The organism is Enterococcus sp. AAFC-DPL-5182 (assembly GCF_058216605.1).
Genome location: NZ_CM177101.1, coordinates 1,984,318 through 2,007,430 on the forward strand (window position 1 = coordinate 1,984,318; position 23,113 = coordinate 2,007,430).

Consider the following 23,113-nt stretch of genomic DNA (forward strand, 5'->3'; position numbering starts at 1 on the left):
CGAAAACTAGTTAGCCATTTTTATTTAATTCTGTTAATTGCTGATTTATTTTTTTTATTTTATCTTTGCAAGCTAATATATCTCGAATCATCTGATCTCTCTTATCACCAAGAGGTAAACGATTGACCACTTGGTAATATGCTGCGAGTAGTTGAACTTGTTTCATTTTTTCTTTTTGCAAACGTTCTTCTATTAGATTCATCCACTCGCCCTCCTTTTTTCTTTAAGTATACCTTATTTTTAAAGGAAAATGACTATTGAATCGTTATTTTTTATCGATAATCGATTAAAATAGCATGATTTATTTTTTATTGTAACACACTATTTCTTTTTAGTTGAACGATACAGATACAGTTGTTAACTCAATAAATCTGTATCATAAATGGTGTAATCACAGCGATAAATAAATAAATACTTTCCATCTATCAATAACCCAGTACTCTTAGGGACATCCGTTTGATACATTGAGACTTTATCCCCTGCATAAGTTGCTAATGGCGTACCATTTTGACTGCGAATCAAGATAACTTTTTTCTTACCAGTAAACGAGTTTTTTAAGTCATTGACCATACTATTAATGAAAGGGACACCTCGATCAAAGTTTTCAACATCTATCGTCTTCGCATACTTTTCAAAGACATTATCCAATCCAGTTTCACTGATAATCATTGAAGAACCTACATGATGCATCTCGTGTTTTCCGATGGTGATTTGAATGACATCGCCTTGTTTTTCATTTTCCCCTTCCTGAATGTCAAATGTCTCATCTCGTTCAATTTTCACTGATTTGCCGACAACTTGATCAACCAGCTGACTTTGTTCATCATATGTTTGGATCGACATCTCTAATCCTTTAAAATTTTCTTCAAACCCTTTAAAAAACATTCTAATATTTTGACAACCACTTAATACAGCCAACATGCTACACATTAAAAAAACAAAAGCTGTAGCCTTTTTAACCCGACATTTTTTCATTTACTTCTCCTCCTTCTTTTAATCATAACAAATATTGTCATCAAAAGGTATCCATCTAAAGTACGAAACAAAAAAATAAGGATAAAATAAAACTGGCTAACAGCTTTATTTCACCCTTAAATTCTATACTTTAGTTACTGAGCTGAGATACATAGTGCAATAGCTTTTTCACCTAAATGAGTTCCGATAACCGGATTAAAATGACCAATTTCAATAATTGCATTTGGGTATTTTTCTTGGAGCTTTGCTTTCTCTTCTTCGGCAACTTCTAAATTGTTTGCATGAATCACATATAATTTCACAGGTCTACCGATTTCTTCATCTCGTTTACCAATGATTTGCTCAGCACGAGCAAATGCTTTTTTCGTTGAACGAATTTTTTCAAAGAGGACGATCTTTCCATCTTCAAAAGTCAAAATAGGTTTGATTTTCAATAATCCAGCAATCAATGCCGCACCATTGGTTAAACGACCGCCGCGCACTAGATTATTCAAATCATCAACAATCAAATAAGCATACGTATTATCTCTAATGATGTCTAATTTTGCAAAGATCTCTTCCAAACTCGCATTTTCTTTCACTAAATCCAAGGCTGCTTCAACCATATGTCCCATTGGTACACTCGTTATTTTAGAGTCGTAAGGATAAAGCGTGACGCCCTCGATCGAATCGGTTAACGTAAATAACGTATTAACAAATCCTGAAATTCCAGATGAGAGATGGATACTAATAATTGTATCATATCCTTTAGCAGCAATTTTTTTGTACAGTTCAATCACTTCACCTAATGCAGGTTGAGAAGTTGTCGGAAATTCTTTACTACTATTCAACAAGCTGTAATATTCATCAGCTTCGATATCAATTCCTTCATTATAAATCTTCCCATCCAGAATTACAGGTATAGGAATAACAAACAGATCAGGAGAGTTCTTGATTCGCTCAGGTAAATAAGCCGTACTATCTGTCACAATAGCAATTTTCATTTTGTAACCTCGTTTCACTAATTTTACACGGTACTATAAATATAGCATAAATCAGGTCATAATTAAATAAAATACTTATTGACCCAGAAAACTTTGAACGGCTGATTTATTTGTGCCCAAGTCAATTTGAAGAACACTACCCGCGTAATCAATATCTAGGTTACTCCAAGATCCCTCAACTGGAATTGTTAAGCGCTCAATCCCACTGCCCCCTTTTAACATTAAGGATGGGCCGTTTTTCAGCATAAATGTTGTAGGAACATCCGTTGACATGTAGCCAACTAGACGACCTAGAGATTCTGGAGTACGGAGTAACGCTAAAGGATTTTTTAATTGTCCCATAACAGCTGTCATCACTTGTTGTTGCCGGCGAACACGACCGAAATCGCCTTCCTCATCTTTTCTAAAGCGTGAATACTGCAACAGTGTGTGTCCATCCATCTTCTGGCTACCTTTGGCAATGTCCACCCCATCTAAGTTTAAATCTTTTTCAGCATCAATTTTGACACCGCTTGGAAACATTGAATCAATAATTTTTTCAAATGATTGAAAATCGACTTTCGCATAGTATTTAGTTTGAATATTGAAGTTCTCAGCTAACGTTTGACGAACTAGATCTGCTCCACCTAATGCATAAGCCGCATTGATCTTATTGTCATCATAACCTGGAATATCAACAAAGGTATCCCGCATGAATGAAATCAATTTAGGTTTTTTAGAAGGTCCATCTAGTTGAAGCACCATAATAGTGTCTGCACGTCCAGCATCTTCGCCCCTTGTATCACTACCTAAAATCAAGATATTATTCGCACCATTCGCACTTTTCACCCCATTAAAGGTTTCTATTGCTTCTTTAGGTAACGAATTATCATTTTCAGCATAAGATTTCCCTTTGAAAAAGAATCCCACTGCTAAGACTATCAGCAACACAAAAAATAAAACGATTCTTTTGGGCCAACTAAACCGTCTTTTTCTTTTTGGTTTCTTCGGTTTTTTTTCTTTCTTCGTAAAGCCTTTTGCTTTTTCAGTGCTATTTGTTGGTTCAACATTTTGATTTTGCTCATTTAGTGGTTCTTGTTCCTGATTATAGCTATCTCTAGGTACTTCTGTATGATTTTTTTCTTTTCTAGGATTAAAACCGTTTTTTTCTTCTATTGGTTTTGATTTATCATGTATGTGTTTATAGCGATCTACACGGCTCATCATTTCCACCTCACTTTAATTAACAACAGTTATAAGCATACCTTATTTCACTAAAAATTCCTATTAGATAGCTAAAATTTAACAAAAAATAAAAAGACCTTTTCAGATCTTTATACTCCGTTGATTGGATGAATCGCATAATTCCCGAATATTTTTACTGATCCACCCATTAAACGTATTTCTTCTAGAGCATTATCTAGTAACTGCTGCGGTTTTTGAACATTGATATCAATTAAAAAGAAGTATTCTCCTAAAGTTGTTTTCAGAGGTCGTGATTCAATTTTACTTAAATCAATTTCTCGCCAACTAAAAACAGATAATGCTTTGTGTAAAGCTCCTGGCATATTATTTGGCATCGTCAATGCAATGGTTAATTTTTTGTCAGTTGCTTTGATCGGTAACTCGACTTTTTCAGATCCGATCACCCAGAATCTGGTTTGATTAATCGCCACATCCTGAATGTCTTTGCCAACAATTTTAAGATCATATTTCTCAGCAGAAAGTTTGGGTGCAATTGCTGCAATTTTTTGATCTGGATGGCTCGCAACAAAATTTGCAGCATAAGCGGTGGACGGCGTTGCTTCAAGATCAGCCATTGGAAAATAGGTGCGAATAAATTCTTGTGATTGCGCCAATGCTTGAGGATGCGATAAAATTTTAGTTGTTTCCTGCCAGATATCTTTGTTGTTTTTTGCGACCATCAATTGTTGATAAATTGGTAAGACGATTTCTGCTCCTACAGGAATCGTGGTTTGATGAAAAAGATAATCTACTGTTGTGTTGACAGATCCTTCAATCGTATTTTCAATCGGCACAACACCTAAGTCGACTTCTCCAAACTCAACACCTTTTATACAAGCCGGAATCGAATGATAAGAGATCAACTCATCATCAGGAAAAGCAGTTTTCGTTGCATTATGAGTAAAAGAAGCTTCTGGACCTAAAAATCCGACTTTCATTGGCTCACCTACTTATATCTTCTCTAATATTTCGTGTACAATTTCTTCTGGTGTTCGATCATCTGTCGCAACAACTAAGCTGGCACTTTCCTCATAGAATGGAATTCTTGGTTCAAAAACCTCTCTGATTTCTTCTGGAGATTTTGACACAACTAAAGGTCTGACAGTTGTATGATCGTGTTTCAAGCGTGGGATAAAAACTTCCGGTTTCGTTTGTAAATAAACAACAGGAGCCATTTGTTTTAGAAGCTCCCGATTCTCCGGTCTCATAACGATCCCGCCTCCAGTTGATACAACTTGATTGTGGTTTAGGTATCGCTTTAAGACATTCGTTTCTCTTTCTCTGAATGCTTCTTCCCCATGTAAATCAAAATATTCTTGAATCGTCATACCAATTTCTTCAACGATTTTATCGTCGAAATCGATATGCTCCATACCTGTTTTTTCTGACAGTAGTTTCCCAACTGTTGTCTTACCTGCTCCCATAAAACCAATTAAAATAATTCCCTTCATACTTTGCTCCTCCGTTTATCGATATAATTTAGTTAAATCATCAAAAAATCTGGGGTAAGAAACAGAAATTGCTTCAGCTTTTTCTAATTCCACCATTCCTTCTTTTACTAAAAGAGCGGCGATTTGCAACATCATACCAATACGGTGATCGCCGTAGCTAGTAACTTTTGCCCCATGCAGCTTCGTCTTACCGTGGATAATCAGCCCATCATCTGTGGGTTCTATATTAGCACCCATTTTGTTTAATTCATTGGCCACAGCATCGATTCGATTGGTTTCTTTCACTTTTAACTCTTCAGCATCTCGAATGATCGTAGTCCCTTTTGCTTGTGTTGCCAACAAGGCGATGATCGGTAGTTCGTCAATCAATCTTGGAATAATTTCGCCACTGATTTCGATTCCGTTTAACTCACTCGTTTCAACAATCAATGTCCCCGCTTTATTCACGTCACTCATTGTCTCTTCGATCATTAGTTTCCCACCCATTTGCTGAATAACATCAATAATTCCAGTACGGGTAGGATTTAAGCCTACATTATTTAGGACAATTCGACTATCTGGAATAATCAAACCCGCTGTAAGGAAAAAGGCGGCGGAAGAAATATCACCTGGTACAGTAACTTCTTGTCCTACTAATTTTTGTGGTCCTTCAATCCGAATTTCCTTTCCTGAAACAGCAATGTTACCACCGAATTGACGAATCATGTCTTCTGTATGATCTCGTGTTTTTTCTTTTTCTACAATAACGGATTCTCCGTGTGCTTGTAAAGCCGCAAATAAAATTGCAGACTTGACTTGTGCACTGGCGACCGGCATTTGATAATTAATCGGCTTAAGATTTTCTGTCCCTTTTACAGTTAGCGGCGGAAATTCTGTTCCATCATGACCTGTACATTCAGCCCCCATCTGATTGATCGGCATCATTACACGGTTCATCGGTCGTTTGGCAATGGAATGATCACCAAAGAGCTCTGTAGTAAAATTCGTTCCTGCTAAAATTCCCATGATCAAACGAATCGTAGTCCCTGAGTTTCCAACATCGATTGCCTGCTTAGCTTGTGTTAATCCCGAAAAACCTGTTCCGTGAACTGTAATTGTTTCGCCATCATCTTCAATGTTAACGCCTAAATCCTGAAAAGCTTTTAAAGTACTTAAACAGTCATCGCCACGCAAGAAATTTTTGATTGTCGTTTTCCCTTGTGCGATTGCGCCAAACATAATACTTCGATGCGAAATTGATTTATCGCTAGGAATATCGATCATTCCATTCAAGCCAACTTTGTTGATTACTAAATCCAAAATATCCCTCCTAATTTTAAAAGCGGAACAAATCCTAGCATCTTGTAGAAGGTATTGATGTGTATCTTTTCCTAAAGATTGATTTGCACAGCAACGTATCTAAAATCATAACAGTTCCTCTAAAAAAAAGTCCATATTAATTATTTTTCATAACACAAATAATCTGTTTCTTTTTCTATTGTTTGTTTTGCTCTTTTTAAATCTTCTTGGCGTTTAAACGTCAATTGCAAAATACCATAGATATCTTCACGAGTTTCAAGAATTTTCAAATTAATTAATGAAAGTTGAGCTCTCCCCAATAAAGCAGTAATCTCAGCAATCACGCCTGGTACATCGGGTACATCTACAAATAAATCATGGAATGCCGGAATGGCACCTTCCTTGTGCACAGGCATTTGGTTACGAGTTTCCTTTGCTTCATAAAAAAATTGAAAAATAGCTTCTTTATTTTCAGTTTGAATCCAAGTGGAAACTTGTTCCATTTCATTTTGCCATGAACTTATTAACGCTAATAATGCCTTTTTGTTGCTTAACAAAATATCCGTCCACATCTGCGGGTCAGAAGAAGCAATTCGTGTAATATCCCGAAAGCCGCCAGCCGCTAATTGTTGAGAACGCGGATGTTCCTCATTGAAAACCTTACTTTGATTCACTAAACCTGCGGCAATAATATGAGGCAGATGACTGAGCATTCCTGTAATTTGATCATGTTCTTCAGCTGTAAGAACTACAAATTTTGCTCGTGTCCCGTGTAGTAATTCTTGTAGTTCTCGAATTTGACTTTGCTTCTCTACTTCCGAGGAAGTTAAAATATAATACGCATTCTCAAATAAATTTTCATCTGCAGCCGTTACACCTGATTTGTGTGATCCAGCCATTGGATGTCCGCCGATAAAGGTATGCAAGCCTGCTTTTTTAGCTGTTTCAATAATTTCTAGCTTCGTGCTTCCGACATCGGAAATAATCACATTTTGTTTTAACGGCAAAGTTCCCAATAATGTTAATTGCTTCAGCATGCTTTTAACCGGAGTACATAGAAAAATGATATCTGCTTTCACCGCTGCTTCTTCAAAAGAAGTTGCTTTTTGATCGATAATTTTTCGCTTCAAAGCAAATTCTTCCGAGTTTACTTGATTATCCATTCCAATAATTTCTACAGATGGATGCTCTTTTTTGATACATAATGCTAATGAACTGCCAATCAAACCTAGACCGACAATCAGAACCTTTTTATTCATTTCGCTTCACTCTCCATGTTTAATTTTGATTAAAACGTCTGAGTATAGCGACGGTAGGATTCAACTTCTCCTTTCATTTGTTCAAAAGCATCACTACCAAATTTTTCCAACATGGCTTGCGCTATTTCAGTGGCAACTACAGCTTCACAAACAACACTTGCTGCAGGAACAGCTGTACTGTCAGATCGCTCTACGCTTGCTTTATAAGGTTCTTTTGTATCGATGTTAACACTTTGCAATGGTTTATATAAAGTCGGAATAGGTTTCATAACGCCTCTAACCACGATAGGCATCCCATTTGTCATCCCGCCTTCAAAACCGCCTAGATTATTGGACGTTCTTGTGTAACCCGTGTCTTTATTCCAAACGATTTCATCCATGACTTGGCTGCCGGGTTTAAAGCCCATTTCAAAGCCAATCCCGAATTCAACACCTTTAAAGGCGTTAATACTTGTCACAGCTTGAGCAATTTTTGCATCTAGTTTGCGATCCCATTGAACATAACTGCCTAACCCGATTGGAACACCGCCAACAACGACTTCTACAACACCGCCAATTGTATCACCATTTTTCTTTGTTCTATCAATCAAGTCACGAATTTCTTGTTCAACAGACGGATCAAGCACACGAACGTCTGAATTCTCCGAGCGTTCTTGAATTTCCTTAACTGTTAAATTATCAGGAATTTCAGCTTTGATTCCGCCTAAGATGGCAACATGACCAGCTACTTCAATATCCAATTCCTTTAGTAACTTTTTAGCAACTGCACCAATCGCAACTCGCATCGTTGTTTCACGCGCTGAAGAACGTTCTAAGACATTTCTGAGATCATCATGTTGGTATTTGATACCGCCGACAAGATCTGCATGGCCTGGGCGTGGTTTATTTACCCGACGGATCTTTTTCTCTTTTTCAGAAACTTCCTCTATCGACATTACTGAAGTCCAATTTTTCCAATCTTTATTTTCAACGACAAGTGTCACTGGAGAACCTAATGTTTTGCCATGACGAATACCAGAAGTGATTCTTACTTGATCCTTTTCGATCAACATTCTCCCTCCACGGCCATATCCGCCTTGTCTTCTTGCTAATTCCAGATTGATATCCTCTGGTGATAACGGCATACCTGCCGGTAGGCCTTCGATAATTGCTGTTAATTCTGGTCCATGTGATTCTCCCGCAGTAATAAAACGCATGTGTTTTCCTCCTAGTCTAAATAACTCTTCATTTCTTCTATTGGGATACGAACAATTTTGGCTTTTCCAATAGATTCTAATAAAATAATATTGATTTTCCCGCCTCGTGTTTTCTTATCATGAGTCAGTGCCGTGTATAACTGTTCATGATCCCATTGATCTGATGTAGTTGGCAAATTGAATTTTCGAATCATTTTATTTAATTGCTCGGTCGTACCAACCGGTGTCAAATTTTTACTTTCGGCTACTCTTGTGATTTGGCTCATCCCGATTGCTACACCTTCACCATGAGTTAAATTACCATAGCCAGCAGTATTTTCTAATGCATGACCAATTGTATGACCAAAGTTTAAAAGCAAACGAACGCCATTATCTAATTCGTCTTCTTCGACAACTTTCCGTTTGATTTTACAGCATGCAGAAATAATTTCAGTTGCATGTACAATCAAATCATGTTCGTCTACTAGTAAGTCTAGCTTGTGCCATAAATCTTCGTCGGCAATAGCAGCAGATTTGATGATTTCAGCAATCCCTTCTTGAATCCGTCTGATTTCCAACGTACTCAAAGTATCTGGATCAATTAAAACACCATCAGGCTGAGCAAATGTACCGACTAAGTTTTTAGCTTTTTTTGTATTAACTGCTGTTTTCCCACCAATACTACTATCTACTTGAGCCAATAATGTCGTTGGAACTTGTAAAAAATGAAGACCACGCATATAGGTTGAGGCAACAAAACCAGCCAAATCTCCCACAACACCGCCACCTAAAGCGATGATCCCATCGCTTCTAGTCAATCCTTCATCTGCCAAAAAATCATAAATATCAGCGGCTACAGACAAGCTCTTACTTTGCTCTCCTGCTTCGATCATAAAAGTTGAAGGTTCAAATCCTGCGTCTCTCAAGCTTTTGTAAACTTGATCTCCATATAAAGGTTGAACATTCGTATCCGTTATGATCACAATCTTTTGTGGCGACCACAGTTTCTTTGTCCAAGGACCAATGTCTTTTAACAAGCCTTTTTCGATAGTCAGATCATACGAATGATTGGGTAAATTTACTGTTAGTTTCAAATGTTTCAACTCCTTTTTTAATGAGAAAATAATAACCTTCAGTTGTTCTTTGTTTTACTTATTTATCCTAAAGCATTGATTTCTTTCATTGCTTTTTCAATAATATGAACTTCTTTCATCATACGCATGTAAGTTTTTTCGTTTAGTGATTGTGGACCATCAGACCATGCATTAATTGGATCTGGGTGAATTTCAACAATCAAACCATCTGCCCCTGCTGCAACCCCAGCTCGTGCCATCGAAGGAACTAGATCCCAAATTCCTACCCCGTGGCTTGGATCAACAATGATTGGAAAATGACTTAATTTTTTAATTAACGGAACAGCACTTAAATCAAGTGTATTACGTGTTGCCGTTTCGTAGGTACGAATGCCACGTTCAATGAAAATTACATTGAAATTTCCTTGAGCGGCGATGTATTCAGCTGCATTTAGCCACTCATCAATTGTACCAGAAATACCACGTTTTAAGCCAATTGGTTTACCCGTTTTCCCAACAGCTTGTAATAATTTGAAGTTTTGCATGTTTCTAGCACCGATTTGTAAAATATCACTGTATTCAGCAATCATATCGATATGTGCTTCGTCCATCACTTCTGTAATAACTTTCATGTCAAATTCATCGGCTGCTTGGCGAATGTATTTTAACCCTTCTTCTTCTAAGCCTTGGAAAGCGTAAGGAGATGTTCTTGGTTTAAATGCACCACCACGTAAAATCGTTGCGCCTCCTGCTTTTGCGATTCTGGCACATTCACGGATTTGATCTAAACTTTCGATTGAACAAGGTCCTGCCATCATCGTCATACTTCCATCGCCTATCTTAACGCCATCAACATTCACAACTGTGTTTTCTGGATGAAATTCCCGACTTGTTAATTTGTATGTTAAGGAAATTCTTACTGCGTTTTCAACACCATCGTAACTATTGAATGCTACATCTTGCATTTTTCTTGTGTCACCAACCAAACCAATGATGGTCTGCTCTTTGCCTTCACTTAAATGAACTTCTAGTCCCTCTTTTTTTACTCGTTCGATCACCGATTTGATTTGTGCCTTTGTTGCTTCTGATTTCATAATTACGATCATGTATATTCTCTCCTTCAGTCAATTCTAATTTAGTTGTTTTCAATAATTGGTTTTACGATTTCTATTGGCATTTCTTGTCCTGTCCATTTTTCAAATGCTGCAGCTCCTTGATATAGTAACATTCCTAAACCATTGTTGGTTTTAGCGCCACGTAAACGAGCTTGTTTTAGGAATTCTGTTTCTCTAGGGGTGTAGATGACATCGCACACCGCTAAATCTGGACGAATGATAGAGAAATCCTGAATCGGCGTTTGGTTTTCTAGTGGTTTCATTCCGACACCTGTTGCATTTAATAATAGTGCACTTTCAGCTACATCTTTAGCCAAACTGTGTTCATCAGATAAATCGTTTAACGTAATAATGCAATTTGTATTTTCTGAAATATAAGCTAATTTTTCTTTGATTTTTTCGTAGAACTCATCTTTGCGGTTATAAACAGTGATTTCTTTAACCCCATCTAACGCGGCTTGTACAATAATTGCTGTGGCAGCACCACCTGCACCGATGATCGTCATTTTTTTCCCAATGATCGCAACATCAATATCGTCTAAGCTTCTCATAAAACCAGTACCATCAGTATTATGTCCTGTCAGCTTACCATGATCATTAGTAATAGTATTGACTGCACCAATCAGGCGAGCGGCTTCACTTAGCTCATCCATATACTCAACGGCTAAGATTTTATTAGGCATTGATAAGTTTGCACCAATCATGTCTAAGTTTTTGATTGAATCGATGGCTTGTTTCAATCCATCTGTTCCCACTTCAAAAGCAAGATATACCGCGTCTATTCCTAATGTTTGAAAAGCTGTATTATGGATCATTGGTGATACACTGTGACGGATCGGTGTAGCAAATAATGCAGCCAGTCTAGTGTGGCCTGTAATCTTATTTTCCATCTTAATTCCTCCTAAAAAATGATTTTTTTCAAACAAAAAAGGTATTCACGTAAATTTTTAGAAAAATCTACAGTGAACACCTCACAAAAAATAGGTAATATAAAAGCCACTATAGATTTTCTCATCTACGCGGCTGAAAGTCATCTCAAAATTCCCTAGCCATCATAGATACAAACTTGCTAGTCTGCATCCATAATGTTTATGAATACAAACTCATCTAAAATAGCTAAAGTAATAATTATTCAGTTGTGATTGGTTATGCTTCATGGTTGTCATATGAATCACTCCGTAACTGATTTATTTAAGAATTGTTCTCAGTATATACCTAGGAAAACTAAGTGTCAACCTATTTTTCTTTTTGTTCTGAATTTTTTTGTCTTTTTAAATTAAAAACCTTTAATTGCCGAGGTTTTGACTGCTTTTTTTACTTTTATTTTCTTTTAGAAGATGTTTTACAGCTAAAACTGGATGATAAAGCAACATTCTTGGTCCAGAATATCTCATCACTTGTTTCATTTGCTCTTTATAATCCGGTCGATAACAATGTACAGGACACTGCTTACACGTTGGCTTTTCTTCTCCAAAACGACAGACATCCAATCGAAGATGTGAATAAGACAATAACATTTGTTTATTGATCTTAGTTGCTTCGTGATTTTTATAATAGATATCGATCATTGCTCGAATAGTACGTTTTTCTTCTTGTATTTTTGGTCCAGTATTCTTTTTTACCATTTCCATCTCTCACTTTTCAGTCATTGATTTTTAAAATGATTTTCCCTTTATTTTTATTGCTTCGCATATATTGATGTGCGTTTTCTACATCTTCAAGTGAAAAAACCGTATCTACAACTGGTTTTAAGTATCCAGTTTCAAAAAGTGAAGTTGTCTTATCCGAAAATTCTTTAGTCAGTTTTGCTTTATAGGAGTCACTTCTGGGTGTGAGTAAAGTTCCTTTGATAGCTATTCTTTTTTCTAATAGATCCATTAAATTTAGCTCTTTTATAATTGTACCACCTAAAATGCCAATAAGAATCAAGCGACCATCGTAAGCAATACTAGCTAGATTTTTTTCCCAATAAGAGGCACCAATAAAATCTAAAATAACATCCACTCCTTGTCCAGCAGTCTCAGTCAGAACTCTTTTACTAAAATCTTCATCATGATAATTAATCACAACATCTGCTCCTAATGATCGACATAATTCAAGTTTATCAGCTGAGCCAGCGGTGACAAAGATTTTCGCAGAAGTCAGTTGTTTGACTAGCTGAATTGCGGCACTTCCCACACCACTAGCACCAGCATGTATCAAAACAGATTGATTTGGACCTAATTCGCCCAGCCAAAATAATGTTTGATATGCTGTCAAAAATACTTCTGGAATTGCCGCTCCTTCAACAAACGTTAATTGATCAGATAAAAGCATTGCATTACCAAGGCTCATCACAGCATACTCTGCATATCCACCGCCGTTTACAAGCCCCATCACACGGCTTCCACAAGGGAATGCATCAGAGTCACTTTCTACTACTGTTCCTGAAACTTCAACGCCTAAAATTGTGTTCCCTTTTGGTAGTTTTCCTGTATCTATTGCCACTAAATCGGTACGATTGATGGCTGCGGCTTCAACTTTGATCAATAACTGGTTAGAAGTTCGTTCAGGTAATGCTGCATCTTTAGTCAGGTCTAAGATTGGTTGATTTTCCTTATAAGATAACTCGATAGCTCTCATTTTTACACCTCGCGATTTTAACGAAAAAACCGTAGAATCTTTAAAAGAAATCTACGGTCAAATCAATTATTTATTAAAGTTCTTCACCATAAACGTCATCAACGGTTTGTTTTGGATCGATCACGATATATAAACTTTTTGTTTTTTCGCTGACTTTAGTAGATTGGTATACATTGTCTAAACCTTCGTCAGTTTTATCTTTGTATGGGAAGTATACTAAATCTGGTGTACCAGTTTTGTATAAAATTTCCATGCGCTCAATATCTTCATATTTTAACGCACGAGCGAACATACCTAGTTCTAATCCACCAAGGTTGATATCATGTGTTTGAACGTGATCACCTTCTTGGAAAATTTCGATTTTAAATCCTTCACATGGATGGATTTCCATAAATTCACTTCCGTGGATACGGCCAAAGCTAGTTGAGATTTGTTTGATCCATAAATCTCCGATAAAACGACGACCGATCGTCCATGTTTCACCATTTCTAAAATAAAACTTTAATCCAGTCATTTCTCTACTCATAATTTAAGTCCCCTTATCTAAAATAATTTCTACAAAGTTAAGTTTAGCATAACTTTCAAGCTAGGTCACACTATTCGCTTCATTACTTACGAAGTGCCAATTTATCCAAAAAAACATCCGTTAAGATAACAGCCCGTTGATGGATTCCCGTTGCCACTATCTCCTCCTCATCAAAAACATCAAAAGAAAAATTTATTTTAGACGTTTCTTGAGACTCAACTTTTACTTTGACAGTAATAGTTGCACCAACTTTAGAAGGACGTAGGTGTTTAGCATTGATCAATGTGCCAACGCTCGTTTCTTCTGATGCTAATTCTTTATGCAAATATTCTTTGGTCGTATTTTCGACCATCGCTAGCATTGCTGGGGTGGCTAATACATCTAGATCACCAGAACCGATTTCTTTTGCAGTATCTTTAGAACCAACAACGAACTTTTTAGAAAACTCTTTCATGCCTATCACTCCTTATCAATCTTATCCTTCGCAAATGTAATCAGCACTTCTTTATTATTTGCTATTTCCCCATTTACAACAGCTGCTTCAATCGCTTCAATCATCTCACCCAACCATTTTCCTGGTTTTTTATCAAAATAAGTGAGTAAATCATTACCTGTGATTGCAAGTTGTTTTCTGTCATGAATAGGCAAACATAAATAACGTTCTCTTACTTCTTCAAGTTTACTATTTTGCCCATAATAAAACAATAGTTTTTCCACAGATAAAGCCGCATTCAACCCTAAATTAAATAAATCCATGACTTGCCAGTTATCTAAAAGTCGTTGGTTCAATCCATAAATTAGTTGTTGCACTTCATGAATCATTTGGTTCGATTGTTTCCAAGACTTCAAAAAGCTGCGAATTTCATTATCTTTTAGATTTAATGTATTGATCAATAAAGCCCAAGCTTGACTATCCGTTTCAATCTGTTTATTTGGCAGATCCAAAAAGTTAAACAATGCTTCGCCATATTTATTTAATTCGGGGCAATATAGATAACATTCGGTCTCGATAAAAGGCTGAAAAGCATTTTTTCTATTTTTTCCTAATAAAAGTTTGATGAACTCCACAGCAATTCGTTCTACAGAAATTTTTCCTAAAAGTGGATGAAATTCTTCAATAGCCGCTAATGTATTTGGCTCAATCGTAAAGTCCAATTGACTGGCAAAGCGTAACCCTCTCATCATTCGCAGAGCATCTTCGTGAAATCGTTCCTTAGGATTTCCAACCGCTCGAATAATCCGTTTCTCTAAATCATTCATGCCATCAAATAAATCAATGATCGTCCCTTCAACATTCATTGCTAAAGCATTGATCGTAAAATCTCGACGCTTTAAATCTTCTCTTAAAGAACGAACAAAGGTTACTGTATCAGGTCGCCTAAAATCTTGATACGTTGACTCCGTTCTAAAAGTAGTGATTTCATATTGTTCTTCACCAACCAAGACAAGAACTGTTCCATGATCGATACCCACATCAACTGTTCGAGGAAAAATTTGCTTGATTTCTTCTGGATATGCGCTAGTAGCGATATCAACATCATGGATCGGTTGTCTCAATAGTGCATCGCGAACACTTCCGCCAACAAAATAAGCTTCAAATCCGTGAGCCTGGATATCTTTCAGCACACTCGCAGCTTTAGTGAATTCATCTGGTATTCTCTCAAGCTTCATAATAGATTTTCCAACCCATACACTAATGTATCTAAGTGAACGACTTTTTGACAACCTAAAGCGACTCCTGTCATAAATGAACTGCGATCATAGGAATCATGTCTAATTGTCAAACCTTCTCCAACACCACCGAATTGCACTTGTTGGTGTGCGATCATGCCAGGTAAACGAACGCTATGAATCTTCATCCCTTCAAAATCCGCGCCACGTGCACCTTCTATCAATTCTTTTTCTTCTGGATGACCTTGGCTTTTTTTTGAACGAACTTCACTCATCATTTCAGCCGTTTTTATTGCCGTCCCACTTGGAGCATCTAATTTATTATCATGATGTAATTCTATGATTTCCACATCTGGAAAATAGGCAGCAGCTTTTTGCGCAAATTGCATCATCAAAACAGCGCCAACTGCAAAATTTGGTGCTATCAATCCACCGACCTTTAAAGTTTCTGAACGATCTGTCAACTCAACTAATTGTGTTTCTGTTAAACCTGTTGTACCGACAACTGGTGAGATTTTGTGCTCAATCGCAAAGCGCGTATTTTCGTATGCAACTGCTGGAATTGTAAAATCGATCCAAACATCTGGATGAACAGAAAGAACGTCTTCTTTCGTTTTGAAAATCGGTACATCGACTGACGAATATTCTACTAACTCATTAAGATTTGTCTTTTCTTCAAATGGGTCCAACACACCTACCAATTCAAATTGTTCATGATTTAAAACCATTTTTGTTGCGGTTGCCCCCATTTTCCCTTTAAAACCTGCGACTAAAATTTTAATCATTCGTTTGTCCATCCTTTCGTTCAAAACGATATTTATCCCGTTGATTGAATTTTTCCATATTCTTTTGAAATGCCTCAGTTAAATCTATATCTAATGAATTCGCCATAATCATCGTGACAAATAATACATCACCTAATTCTTCAGAAACAGTTTTTGGTTTTTCATCTAGCTTCTTAGGCTTTTCACCATAATAATGATTGATTTCTCTGGCTAGCTCCCCTACTTCTTCCGTTAATCGTGCCATTTGGCTTAATGGAGAAAAATAACCCGTTTTAAATTGCTGGATATAAGCATCCACTTCTGCTTGCATCGAAAGCAGAGATTGATTTTCGTCTTTCATTTTACCCCAACCTTTCTATTACACATCTTATCAAAAACTACGCAATCTGAAAAGGTTCTACTTGTTGTTTTATAATGAGAATGATAAAGTGAGTACTGGATAAGGGTTCTTTGGTACAAAGACGGATACCTTTGGCCAATACGTTTTAGGAGTGAACACGATGATTGAAGAAAAAAAGTTTTATGTTAAAGATGTCTTGCTGATCTTAGCGGGGACCTGTCTTTATGCATTTGGGTTAGTAACATTCAATATTGCAAATGATTTAGCAGAAGGTGGCGTAACAGGTATTACCTTGATTTTACGTGCGCTTTTTTATATCGATCCAGCTTATTCAACCTTGATTATCAATATCCCACTGATCTTGATTGGCGGGAAAGTTTTAGGGAAGCATTCATTTTATTATACGATCTTAGGAACCGTCTCTTTATCCGTCTTTTTATGGTTATGGCAACGATTTCCAATAGAAATCAATTTAGATCATGATTTGCTGATTGCGTCATTATTGGCTGGACTTGCAGCTGGTATTGGCAGCGGCTTAGTGTATCGCGTAGGTGGCACAACTGGTGGAACCGATGTGGTAGCGCGAATTCTAGAAAAAAATTATGGTGTCAGTATGGGCCGTTCATTGCTGATTTTTGATATTTTAGTATTGATTTTGTCTTTGAGTTATATTGATGTCAAACGAATGATGTATACGTTGATTGTCTCATTTGTTTTCAGTAAGGTAGTTGATTCTGTCTTGGATGGAGCTTATGCAGCAAAAGGAATTCTGGTCATTTCAGATCATTCTGAAGATATAGGTGAAGTGATCATGGCATTATTAGAGCGCGGCGTAACCTATTTAGATGGTCAAGGAGGTTATTCTCAAATTGATAAAAAGGTCCTCTATGTAGTAGTTAGTCCAAGTGAAATCATGGAGATCAAGCGAATTGTTCACGAACTTGATAGCAAAGCGTTTATCTCTGTTATCAACGTCCACGAAGCCATTGGAGAAGGCTTTACTTATGCTAGACCTACTAAAATGTTATTTAAAAGAAAAAAACAACTGAATTAAAACACTTAAAAAGGTAAAGTAGACAGGAATAACACCACTCTACTTTACCTTTTTTACTTGTTCAAACGATTTAATTCATCTGTTAATTCTAAAAATGCTTCATAATTATTATCTTCCAACGCTAAATCAATTTGGCTATACAACAAATTTAACTTCGCTTGTTTTTCTTCTTGCGCAAAGAAATCATTAATACTTTCGATCACATCTTCACTGACCTGTTCATTCCAACGAGCGTATGGATTATCCTCCAATATAGATAGATACTGGCTATTTTGCCACGAACCTTCAAATACACACTCTATATATAGCGCTTCTTTCCAATTCATGCGGATTTCATGAAAAATCTGGTCAGTATCAGTAAATTCTTTTCCAGATAAAAATAATCGAATCGGCTCATCTTCCATTTCTCTTGCTGTCACTTTTATTCCACGAACAGCTTTATCTGCTTTCTCTATAAAATGTACATTATTCAAAATAGCTTCATGGTTGATCAAATAATTTAAAATCCACAAAACTTCCCTTTGACTAAACGAAATATTATTGACTAACCAAACTAAAAATTCCTTTTTATCTGCGACATTGACAAACATTTTATCACCTATCTTTCTTCAATATCTTCTAACAGTGATTCTGCTTCATTATCACCAGGTTCGTGTTGAAGATAGTGTTGTAATAATTCCTTTGCTTTCTCTAGATCTCCTTCTTCACGAAGGAATACCGCATATTCTTTTAGAAATTCTGGTTCGTGAGAAAGTTCTTGATATGCTTGTTCATAATGAACTTTTGCTAAATCAAATTCTTCCAATTCATTATAAGCATGTGCTAGATTCCATTCCCCATAAGGATGACCTTGCTCTTCCATTTTCTGTACAACTTCAATTACTTCATCAAAGCGATTTTCATTCAAGTACAAGTTACTTAATGTAAGTCTAGTTTCGTCGGTCTTTTCTCCCAGTTCTAAAGCTTGTAACAACAACGATTCAGCTTTTTCTGTATCGTGCAATCGGTAAGCATTCTCAGATGCTAATTGGTATAAGTCTACTTGGAAAGGATTCTCTTTGATTCCTTCTGCTAAAACAGTGCGCGCTTCTTCTAATTGTTCTTCTTCTTGCAGTGCTTCGCCTAGTGATAAATACAGCGATTGATAATGTGGATTTAATACTCTTAATTGCTGTAATAGAGCAATTGCTTTTTGGTTTTCATGTAATTGTAGGTATGTGAAAGCTAATTGGAATAAACGATCATCTGTCTGACCTTCTTCTAATGCTTTTTCTAAAAATGGGATCGCTTCTTCAAAATCGCCTGACATGCTATGAGTGCTTCCTAAACGTTCATTGATAGAAACACTCGATATTTCTGTAACTTGCGCCTCAAGCAGCTCTTGGTAAGCAGCTGACGCTTCTTGGAACTGTCCATTAGAAAAATACAGTTCTCCTAAAGCAAATAAAATCAATGGTTCATCCGGCATTAATCGTTGGGCTTCTTTTAATTTTGCTTCACTAACTTCTGGTATGCCAATCACTTGATACAAGTCAGCTGTCACAAGTAGACTTTGAACATAACTATCGCTATCTTTTCCCACTTTTTCCAAGTAAACAAACGCATCATCGATTAAATCATTTTCAATTGCAATCTCTGCTAAAGGAATATTTAAGCCCTCTGCTTCTGGAAAAATAGACAATAAATGCTCAAAAACTAATTTTGCTTCTTCTAAAAATCCTAAGGATAATAATTCCTCGCCTAAATCAGCAAGTGTATCGTCATCATCTTTTCTAATTGCTTCAGCTAGCATTAGTTGTACTTGTGCTAAATCTTCTTCATGTAATGCTTGCAACATTTTTTCACTGTAAGTTGTCATATTTTATCCTCTAATTTCTTTTAAAATAGTTTTATATTTTTCTACCGTTGCTAATAGATCTTCTGTTTTAGGTTGTTGCACAGAATCAAATACACCGACTTCTTTCAATAAGGTTGCTGCTTCGCCACGATGTACGCATTTTAGAACACCTTCCACGTAATCGCTAACTAATATTTGATCAGGAAAATCAACGGGAAATCCTAAACGAATCAACCAAATGATGAAGTTTTTATAATGAAATGAAAACCCATTGAGCTCTTGCGCCCAAAGCAACTGCAACAAACAGCCTAAAAATCGTTTCATATGGCTAGACAGTAAGTGTCCATTTGGTGTTTCTAAAAAGCCTTGTTCAAATAGTTGTCCAAATTGATCAATTATTTGCGCGTCTGTCTCATAATAACGTATCATTTCATCTAGCATGCCAGTAAAAGAGTGTTGATTTAAACGAGTTGCATCACTGTAATTTTTAAAAAGCATCCGTAAAAAATCGTGGCTGCAAACCAAGCCGCAGCGAATAAAAACAAGAAAATCAACTAATTTCCCATCACCATGATCTGTTGTTAGCGTCCGATCATAGAGTATTCTATCTGCTAATATACGACTCTGCAAAACAGGATGATTCTTTAGTTCTATTTGAACTTCACCGATCAAACTTTTACTTAGCGACTGAATCGATAATGGTAAGAGCCAGCATTCAGACGTTAATACAGATGTTTCATGTAAAAAATTGGTTAACTGAACAACCCCTTCATTACCAACACCTAGAAAAAGAAATTCCTGTTGTTGATCAAAATCTGCTAAAAAACGTAATAGCGCCTCCAACTCATTCATATTATTACAATAAGCGTCATTCTTACAAATATACCAATCTAATTCTAATTTGTCATCAAAAAGCTGAATCAGTTTCTCAGAAAATAGATCATAATACCGCTGATTAGTAATTAGAAAAAGATGTTTCGAGCCAAGTGAGATCGATTTAAGTTGTGAAGCAAATGTTTCTCCATAAACGATCGTTGTACGTAACTGATTTTTTTCGTATACTATTTCCATCGATAACACCCCTCTTCCTTATTTTACCATTAGTTGTTGTAAAACCAAAAGAAGGATGTTTTTATTGAAACACACCATTTAAAATTAAATCTTCTTTGAGTTTTCAACTAAAGACAATTGTTCTTTTATTTTTCTTAAAGAACAGGCATTATTGATTCACTATTTCTTTATATATATTCATATCTTTCTATGTAGAAAAAACTTAATTATTCGATATACTAAAATTGTTTCAAGAACCTACAACTTTTAAGAACTATAGCGCACTTCTTAAAAAAATACAGATTCTTAGAAACAGAGTGATTCAGTCTAATTTGAATAATTAGCACTTTCCAAAATTCATAGTAAGGCTATACGTTTTTTAACATAGCTAATTATTCATGATCTCTAGAGCCAATCTGAAAAGATTGGCTCTTTCAGTTTTTAACCATTTAATTGCCCTATTAATTGAACTTGTGCTATACTCGTTGCAAATATAGGAGGTAAATCAAATGAAAAAAGTGTTCTATGCTGGCTTAATTGCAGCATTAGCCCTCTCTGCTTCTGGCATGATTATGGGTATTGCTATGTCTGACGTATGTTGTAAAGATTAGTGATCATTTGTTAGCCTTTTTTACGCTAATCTATTTTTACCCTAGCCTTGGAAATGCTTCATATCTATAAAAAAAGAAAGAACCCTTGAATAATCAAGGGTTCTAAGAACTGTCTTATTTAACAGCATCTTTCAACGCTTTACCTGGTTTGAACGCAGGTACTTTACTTGCAGCGATTTGAATTTCTTTACCAGTTTGTGGGTTACGTCCTTTACGAGCCGCACGTTCGCGAACTTCAAAGTTACCAAAACCGATTAATTGAACTTTTTCACCTTTAGCAAGAGATTCTTGGATTGTTGAAAATACAGCATCCACTGCTGCAGTTGCGTCTTTTTTAGTTAAACCAGTTGAAGATGCAACGTTTTCGATTAATTCTGCTTTATTTGCCATGGATTATTTCACCTCCTCCACAAGGGATAGGATATCTAAAAGATATCTAATTTACGTTTATTTTTGAGTGGTCCAAAAATGACGTACAAATATTGAATTGGATCAATATTCTGTTATCACGATATCATAGGAAGCTTGTAATAGCAAGGTTTTTGATGCGTTTTAACCAGTTTTTTCTAAAACTATCATTTTTTTTTATAACTCAATGAATTTATTTGTACATTTGAAAAAAGTGTGGTAAAATGCGCTACTTCCGTCTTCTTGGAATAATTTTGATTGGTGTTCCTTCAAAAGTGAAAGCTTTACGAATTTGATTTTCTAAGAATCGTGCATACGAAAAATGCATTAATTCTTCTTCATTTACAAAAATAACAAAAGTTGGCGGCTTGATTGCCACTTGTGTTCCATAAAAGACTTTCAAACGTTTTCCTTTATCCGTTGGTGTTGGATTGATGGCAATAGCATCCATCACTACATCATTCAACAAGGCTGATGGAATACGTAGATTTTGATTCATGCTGACCAGTTCGATCAACTCTGGTAATTTATTCAAACGTTGTTTTGTCAAGGCTGAAACAAAGATGATCGGTGCATAATCAAGATATCGAAACTCTTCGCGGATCTCTTCTTCAAAATCACGCATTGTATTTGTTTCTTTTTCGACTGTATCCCACTTATTCACAACGATGATGATCCCTCGCCCTGCTTCATGAGCGTATCCAGCAACTTTCTTATCTTGCTCCCGAATTCCTTCTTCCGCATTTAAAACCATTAAAACAATATCAGAACGCTCAATGGCGCGCATGGCACGCATCACACTGTATTTTTCTGTTGATTCATAAACTTTGCCTCGTTTGCGCATACCAGCTGTATCGATCATCAAGAATTTTTGCCCATCTTCTGATTCAAAATGCGTATCGATTGCATCACGAGTTGTTCCTTCTATTTCTGAAACGATCACACGGTCTTCACCAAGAATCGCATTGATCAATGAAGATTTACCCACGTTTGGACGCCCAATCAAACTAAATTTGATCGTATCTTCATCTTCTTCTTCAATTTCAGTTGAAAAATGTTTAACAGCTTCGTCTAAAACATCTCCAATACCCAAACCATGACTTCCAGAAATAGGAAATGGATCGCCTAGTCCTAAAGAATAAAATTCGTAGATATCATTTCTCATTTCAGGGTTATCAACTTTATTGACAGCTAAAATAATGGGTTTGTTGCTGCGATACAAAATTCTTGCAACTAATTCATCTGCATCTGTAACCCCTTCTCTGCCGCTTGCGACAAAAATAATCACATCTGCTTCTTCAATAGCAATTTCTGCTTGATGCTTGATTTGATCCATAAACGGTTCGTCACTTAGATCGATACCACCTGTATCAATAATACTAAACTCACGTCCTAACCACTCTCCTGTGGCATAAATACGGTCTCTTGTTACACCTGGTGTATCTTCTACGATAGAAATTCTCTCACCAGCTATACGGTTAAAAATTGTCGACTTCCCTACGTTGGGACGACCGACAATTGCAATTGTTGGATTTGCCATTCAAATTACCTCCTTGACAAGTTTTCAATCTTTACTAGTTTACCTAAAGCTTGTCTAAGATGCAAGAAAAACTAGTGAATTAAGTGAATTAACCTTCTTGATGCAAAAAAATAACCTGTAATTGCGAATCTTCAAA

The 23,113-nt window shown here is 36.3% G+C and carries 25 protein-coding genes; 1 reads left to right on the plus strand and 24 read right to left on the minus strand.

Annotated elements, in window-relative coordinates; genetic code table 11:
• Nucleotides 1–10: 10 nt before the first annotated feature.
• The 19 genes from AC4BB7_RS09120 to AC4BB7_RS09210 all read right to left on the minus strand — a co-directional run bounded on the left by AC4BB7_RS09120 (nucleotide 11) and on the right by AC4BB7_RS09210 (nucleotide 16,477).
• Nucleotides 11–202, minus strand: coding sequence for a hypothetical protein (locus AC4BB7_RS09120; RefSeq protein WP_490482809.1), 192 nt, complete (start codon nucleotides 200–202; stop codon nucleotides 11–13).
• A gap of 155 nt (nucleotides 203–357) precedes the next feature.
• A complete protein-coding gene (locus AC4BB7_RS09125) occupies nucleotides 358–975 on the minus strand; it encodes a DUF5052 family protein (RefSeq protein ID WP_490482810.1) in 618 nt (205 codons plus the stop codon).
• 134 nt (nucleotides 976–1,109) lie between these two features.
• Nucleotides 1,110–1,958 carry a DegV family protein gene (locus tag AC4BB7_RS09130; protein ID WP_490482811.1) on the minus strand — a complete coding sequence of 283 codons (849 nt, stop codon included), beginning with the start codon at nucleotides 1,956–1,958 and terminating at the stop codon, nucleotides 1,110–1,112.
• 75 nt (nucleotides 1,959–2,033) lie between these two features.
• The gene (locus AC4BB7_RS09135) at nucleotides 2,034–3,161 is read right to left on the minus strand and encodes an LCP family protein (protein ID WP_490485136.1); all 1,128 of its coding nucleotides are present in this window, start codon (nucleotides 3,159–3,161) and stop codon (nucleotides 2,034–2,036) included.
• Between the two features lie 110 nt (nucleotides 3,162–3,271).
• On the minus strand, nucleotides 3,272–4,120 hold the full coding sequence (gene pheA, locus AC4BB7_RS09140) for a prephenate dehydratase (protein WP_490482812.1): 849 nt from the start codon (nucleotides 4,118–4,120) through the stop codon (nucleotides 3,272–3,274).
• A gap of 12 nt (nucleotides 4,121–4,132) precedes the next feature.
• The gene (locus AC4BB7_RS09145) at nucleotides 4,133–4,633 is read right to left on the minus strand and encodes a shikimate kinase (protein ID WP_086313097.1); all 501 of its coding nucleotides are present in this window, start codon (nucleotides 4,631–4,633) and stop codon (nucleotides 4,133–4,135) included.
• A gap of 15 nt (nucleotides 4,634–4,648) precedes the next feature.
• Nucleotides 4,649–5,896 (minus strand): 3-phosphoshikimate 1-carboxyvinyltransferase, encoded by a 1,248-nt coding sequence (aroA, locus tag AC4BB7_RS09150; protein ID WP_490485137.1) that lies wholly within the window; start codon nucleotides 5,894–5,896, stop codon nucleotides 4,649–4,651.
• Nucleotides 5,897–6,072: 176 nt separating this feature from the next.
• Entirely contained in the window at nucleotides 6,073–7,170 is a 1,098-nt protein-coding gene (locus tag AC4BB7_RS09155) for a prephenate dehydrogenase (RefSeq protein ID WP_490482813.1), read from the minus strand.
• A gap of 29 nt (nucleotides 7,171–7,199) precedes the next feature.
• Entirely contained in the window at nucleotides 7,200–8,366 is a 1,167-nt protein-coding gene (gene aroC / locus AC4BB7_RS09160) for a chorismate synthase (protein ID WP_490482814.1), read from the minus strand.
• A gap of 11 nt (nucleotides 8,367–8,377) precedes the next feature.
• Entirely contained in the window at nucleotides 8,378–9,439 is a 1,062-nt protein-coding gene (gene aroB, locus AC4BB7_RS09165; protein ID WP_490482815.1) for a 3-dehydroquinate synthase, read from the minus strand.
• Nucleotides 9,440–9,501: 62 nt separating this feature from the next.
• Nucleotides 9,502–10,524, minus strand: coding sequence for a 3-deoxy-7-phosphoheptulonate synthase (gene aroF, locus AC4BB7_RS09170; RefSeq protein WP_490482816.1), 1,023 nt, complete (start codon nucleotides 10,522–10,524; stop codon nucleotides 9,502–9,504).
• Nucleotides 10,525–10,553: 29 nt separating this feature from the next.
• Entirely contained in the window at nucleotides 10,554–11,423 is an 870-nt protein-coding gene (aroE, locus tag AC4BB7_RS09175; RefSeq protein WP_490482817.1) for a shikimate dehydrogenase, read from the minus strand.
• 396 nt (nucleotides 11,424–11,819) lie between these two features.
• Nucleotides 11,820–12,158 (minus strand): nitrous oxide-stimulated promoter family protein, encoded by a 339-nt coding sequence (locus AC4BB7_RS09180; RefSeq protein ID WP_490482818.1) that lies wholly within the window; start codon nucleotides 12,156–12,158, stop codon nucleotides 11,820–11,822.
• A gap of 16 nt (nucleotides 12,159–12,174) precedes the next feature.
• Nucleotides 12,175–13,155: an NAD(P)H-quinone oxidoreductase gene (locus AC4BB7_RS09185; protein ID WP_490482819.1), complete on the minus strand. Its 981-nt coding sequence runs from the start codon at nucleotides 13,153–13,155 to the stop codon at nucleotides 12,175–12,177.
• Between the two features lie 73 nt (nucleotides 13,156–13,228).
• A complete protein-coding gene (locus AC4BB7_RS09190; protein ID WP_086313105.1) occupies nucleotides 13,229–13,681 on the minus strand; it encodes a hypothetical protein in 453 nt (150 codons plus the stop codon).
• An 82-nt stretch (nucleotides 13,682–13,763) separates the two neighbouring features.
• Nucleotides 13,764–14,135: a thioesterase family protein gene (locus tag AC4BB7_RS09195; protein ID WP_490482820.1), complete on the minus strand. Its 372-nt coding sequence runs from the start codon at nucleotides 14,133–14,135 to the stop codon at nucleotides 13,764–13,766.
• A gap of 5 nt (nucleotides 14,136–14,140) precedes the next feature.
• Nucleotides 14,141–15,352, minus strand: a complete 1,212-nt coding sequence (locus AC4BB7_RS09200) for a CCA tRNA nucleotidyltransferase (protein ID WP_490482821.1) — start codon at nucleotides 15,350–15,352, stop codon at nucleotides 14,141–14,143.
• The gene (dapB, locus tag AC4BB7_RS09205) at nucleotides 15,349–16,137 is read right to left on the minus strand and encodes a 4-hydroxy-tetrahydrodipicolinate reductase (protein WP_086313108.1); all 789 of its coding nucleotides are present in this window, start codon (nucleotides 16,135–16,137) and stop codon (nucleotides 15,349–15,351) included. Before dapB ends, AC4BB7_RS09200 begins: the two co-directional genes overlap by 4 nt.
• Nucleotides 16,130–16,477, minus strand: coding sequence for a nucleotide pyrophosphohydrolase (locus AC4BB7_RS09210; protein ID WP_086313109.1), 348 nt, complete (start codon nucleotides 16,475–16,477; stop codon nucleotides 16,130–16,132). The genes dapB and AC4BB7_RS09210 overlap by 8 nt, the downstream gene beginning before the upstream one ends.
• A 160-nt stretch (nucleotides 16,478–16,637) precedes the next feature.
• Between AC4BB7_RS09210 and AC4BB7_RS09215 the strand changes: the two genes are divergently transcribed.
• On the plus strand, nucleotides 16,638–17,531 hold the full coding sequence (locus AC4BB7_RS09215; protein WP_490482822.1) for a YitT family protein: 894 nt from the start codon (nucleotides 16,638–16,640) through the stop codon (nucleotides 17,529–17,531).
• A gap of 53 nt (nucleotides 17,532–17,584) precedes the next feature.
• Here AC4BB7_RS09215 and AC4BB7_RS09220 read toward each other — a convergent pair whose 3' ends face one another.
• The 5 genes from AC4BB7_RS09220 to der form a co-directional block, all read right to left on the minus strand.
• Complete coding sequence (locus tag AC4BB7_RS09220) at nucleotides 17,585–18,121, minus strand: ReoY family proteolytic degradation factor (RefSeq protein WP_490482823.1); 537 nt, start codon at nucleotides 18,119–18,121, stop codon at nucleotides 17,585–17,587.
• An 8-nt stretch (nucleotides 18,122–18,129) separates the two neighbouring features.
• On the minus strand, nucleotides 18,130–19,389 hold the full coding sequence (locus AC4BB7_RS09225; protein ID WP_490482824.1) for a tetratricopeptide repeat protein: 1,260 nt from the start codon (nucleotides 19,387–19,389) through the stop codon (nucleotides 18,130–18,132).
• Between the two features lie 3 nt (nucleotides 19,390–19,392).
• Nucleotides 19,393–20,439 carry a hypothetical protein gene (locus AC4BB7_RS09230; protein WP_490482825.1) on the minus strand — a complete coding sequence of 349 codons (1,047 nt, stop codon included), beginning with the start codon at nucleotides 20,437–20,439 and terminating at the stop codon, nucleotides 19,393–19,395.
• 704 nt (nucleotides 20,440–21,143) lie between these two features.
• Nucleotides 21,144–21,419 carry an HU family DNA-binding protein gene (locus tag AC4BB7_RS09235; protein ID WP_010761417.1) on the minus strand — a complete coding sequence of 92 codons (276 nt, stop codon included), beginning with the start codon at nucleotides 21,417–21,419 and terminating at the stop codon, nucleotides 21,144–21,146.
• Between the two features lie 247 nt (nucleotides 21,420–21,666).
• Nucleotides 21,667–22,977 carry a ribosome biogenesis GTPase Der gene (gene der / locus AC4BB7_RS09240; RefSeq protein WP_086313114.1) on the minus strand — a complete coding sequence of 437 codons (1,311 nt, stop codon included), beginning with the start codon at nucleotides 22,975–22,977 and terminating at the stop codon, nucleotides 21,667–21,669.
• Between the last annotated feature and the right edge of the window lie 136 nt (nucleotides 22,978–23,113).

Bases quoted from the DNA above. Each gene is read 5' to 3' on its own strand.
- AC4BB7_RS09215 (WP_490482822.1), top strand. From the start codon at position 16,638: ATGATTGAAGAAAAAAAGTTTTATGTTAAAGATGTCTTGCTGATCTTA.
- AC4BB7_RS09230 (WP_490482825.1), bottom strand. From the start codon at position 20,439: ATGGAAATAGTATACGAAAAAAATCAGTTACGTACAACGATCGTTTAT.
- AC4BB7_RS09210 (WP_086313109.1), bottom strand. From the start codon at position 16,477: ATGAAAGACGAAAATCAATCTCTGCTTTCGATGCAAGCAGAAGTGGAT.
- AC4BB7_RS09220 (WP_490482823.1), bottom strand. From the start codon at position 18,121: ATGTTTGTCAATGTCGCAGATAAAAAGGAATTTTTAGTTTGGTTAGTC.
- AC4BB7_RS09200 (WP_490482821.1), bottom strand. From the start codon at position 15,352: ATGAAGCTTGAGAGAATACCAGATGAATTCACTAAAGCTGCGAGTGTG.
- AC4BB7_RS09155 (WP_490482813.1), bottom strand. From the start codon at position 7,170: ATGAATAAAAAGGTTCTGATTGTCGGTCTAGGTTTGATTGGCAGTTCA.
- aroE (WP_490482817.1), bottom strand. From the start codon at position 11,423: ATGGAAAATAAGATTACAGGCCACACTAGACTGGCTGCATTATTTGCT.
- AC4BB7_RS09195 (WP_490482820.1), bottom strand. From the start codon at position 14,135: ATGAAAGAGTTTTCTAAAAAGTTCGTTGTTGGTTCTAAAGATACTGCA.
- AC4BB7_RS09125 (WP_490482810.1), bottom strand. From the start codon at position 975: ATGAAAAAATGTCGGGTTAAAAAGGCTACAGCTTTTGTTTTTTTAATG.
- aroA (WP_490485137.1), bottom strand. From the start codon at position 5,896: ATGATCGATATTCCTAGCGATAAATCAATTTCGCATCGAAGTATTATG.
- pheA (WP_490482812.1), bottom strand. From the start codon at position 4,120: ATGAAAGTCGGATTTTTAGGTCCAGAAGCTTCTTTTACTCATAATGCA.
- aroF (WP_490482816.1), bottom strand. From the start codon at position 10,524: ATGATCGTAATTATGAAATCAGAAGCAACAAAGGCACAAATCAAATCG.
- AC4BB7_RS09235 (WP_010761417.1), bottom strand. From the start codon at position 21,419: ATGGCAAATAAAGCAGAATTAATCGAAAACGTTGCATCTTCAACTGGT.
- dapB (WP_086313108.1), bottom strand. From the start codon at position 16,137: ATGATTAAAATTTTAGTCGCAGGTTTTAAAGGGAAAATGGGGGCAACC.
- AC4BB7_RS09145 (WP_086313097.1), bottom strand. From the start codon at position 4,633: ATGAAGGGAATTATTTTAATTGGTTTTATGGGAGCAGGTAAGACAACA.
- der (WP_086313114.1), bottom strand. From the start codon at position 22,977: ATGGCAAATCCAACAATTGCAATTGTCGGTCGTCCCAACGTAGGGAAG.
- AC4BB7_RS09225 (WP_490482824.1), bottom strand. From the start codon at position 19,389: ATGACAACTTACAGTGAAAAAATGTTGCAAGCATTACATGAAGAAGAT.
- AC4BB7_RS09180 (WP_490482818.1), bottom strand. From the start codon at position 12,158: ATGGTAAAAAAGAATACTGGACCAAAAATACAAGAAGAAAAACGTACT.
- aroC (WP_490482814.1), bottom strand. From the start codon at position 8,366: ATGCGTTTTATTACTGCGGGAGAATCACATGGACCAGAATTAACAGCA.
- AC4BB7_RS09120 (WP_490482809.1), bottom strand. From the start codon at position 202: ATGAATCTAATAGAAGAACGTTTGCAAAAAGAAAAAATGAAACAAGTT.
- AC4BB7_RS09190 (WP_086313105.1), bottom strand. From the start codon at position 13,681: ATGAGTAGAGAAATGACTGGATTAAAGTTTTATTTTAGAAATGGTGAA.
- AC4BB7_RS09135 (WP_490485136.1), bottom strand. From the start codon at position 3,161: ATGAGCCGTGTAGATCGCTATAAACACATACATGATAAATCAAAACCA.
- AC4BB7_RS09130 (WP_490482811.1), bottom strand. From the start codon at position 1,958: ATGAAAATTGCTATTGTGACAGATAGTACGGCTTATTTACCTGAGCGA.
- AC4BB7_RS09185 (WP_490482819.1), bottom strand. From the start codon at position 13,155: ATGAGAGCTATCGAGTTATCTTATAAGGAAAATCAACCAATCTTAGAC.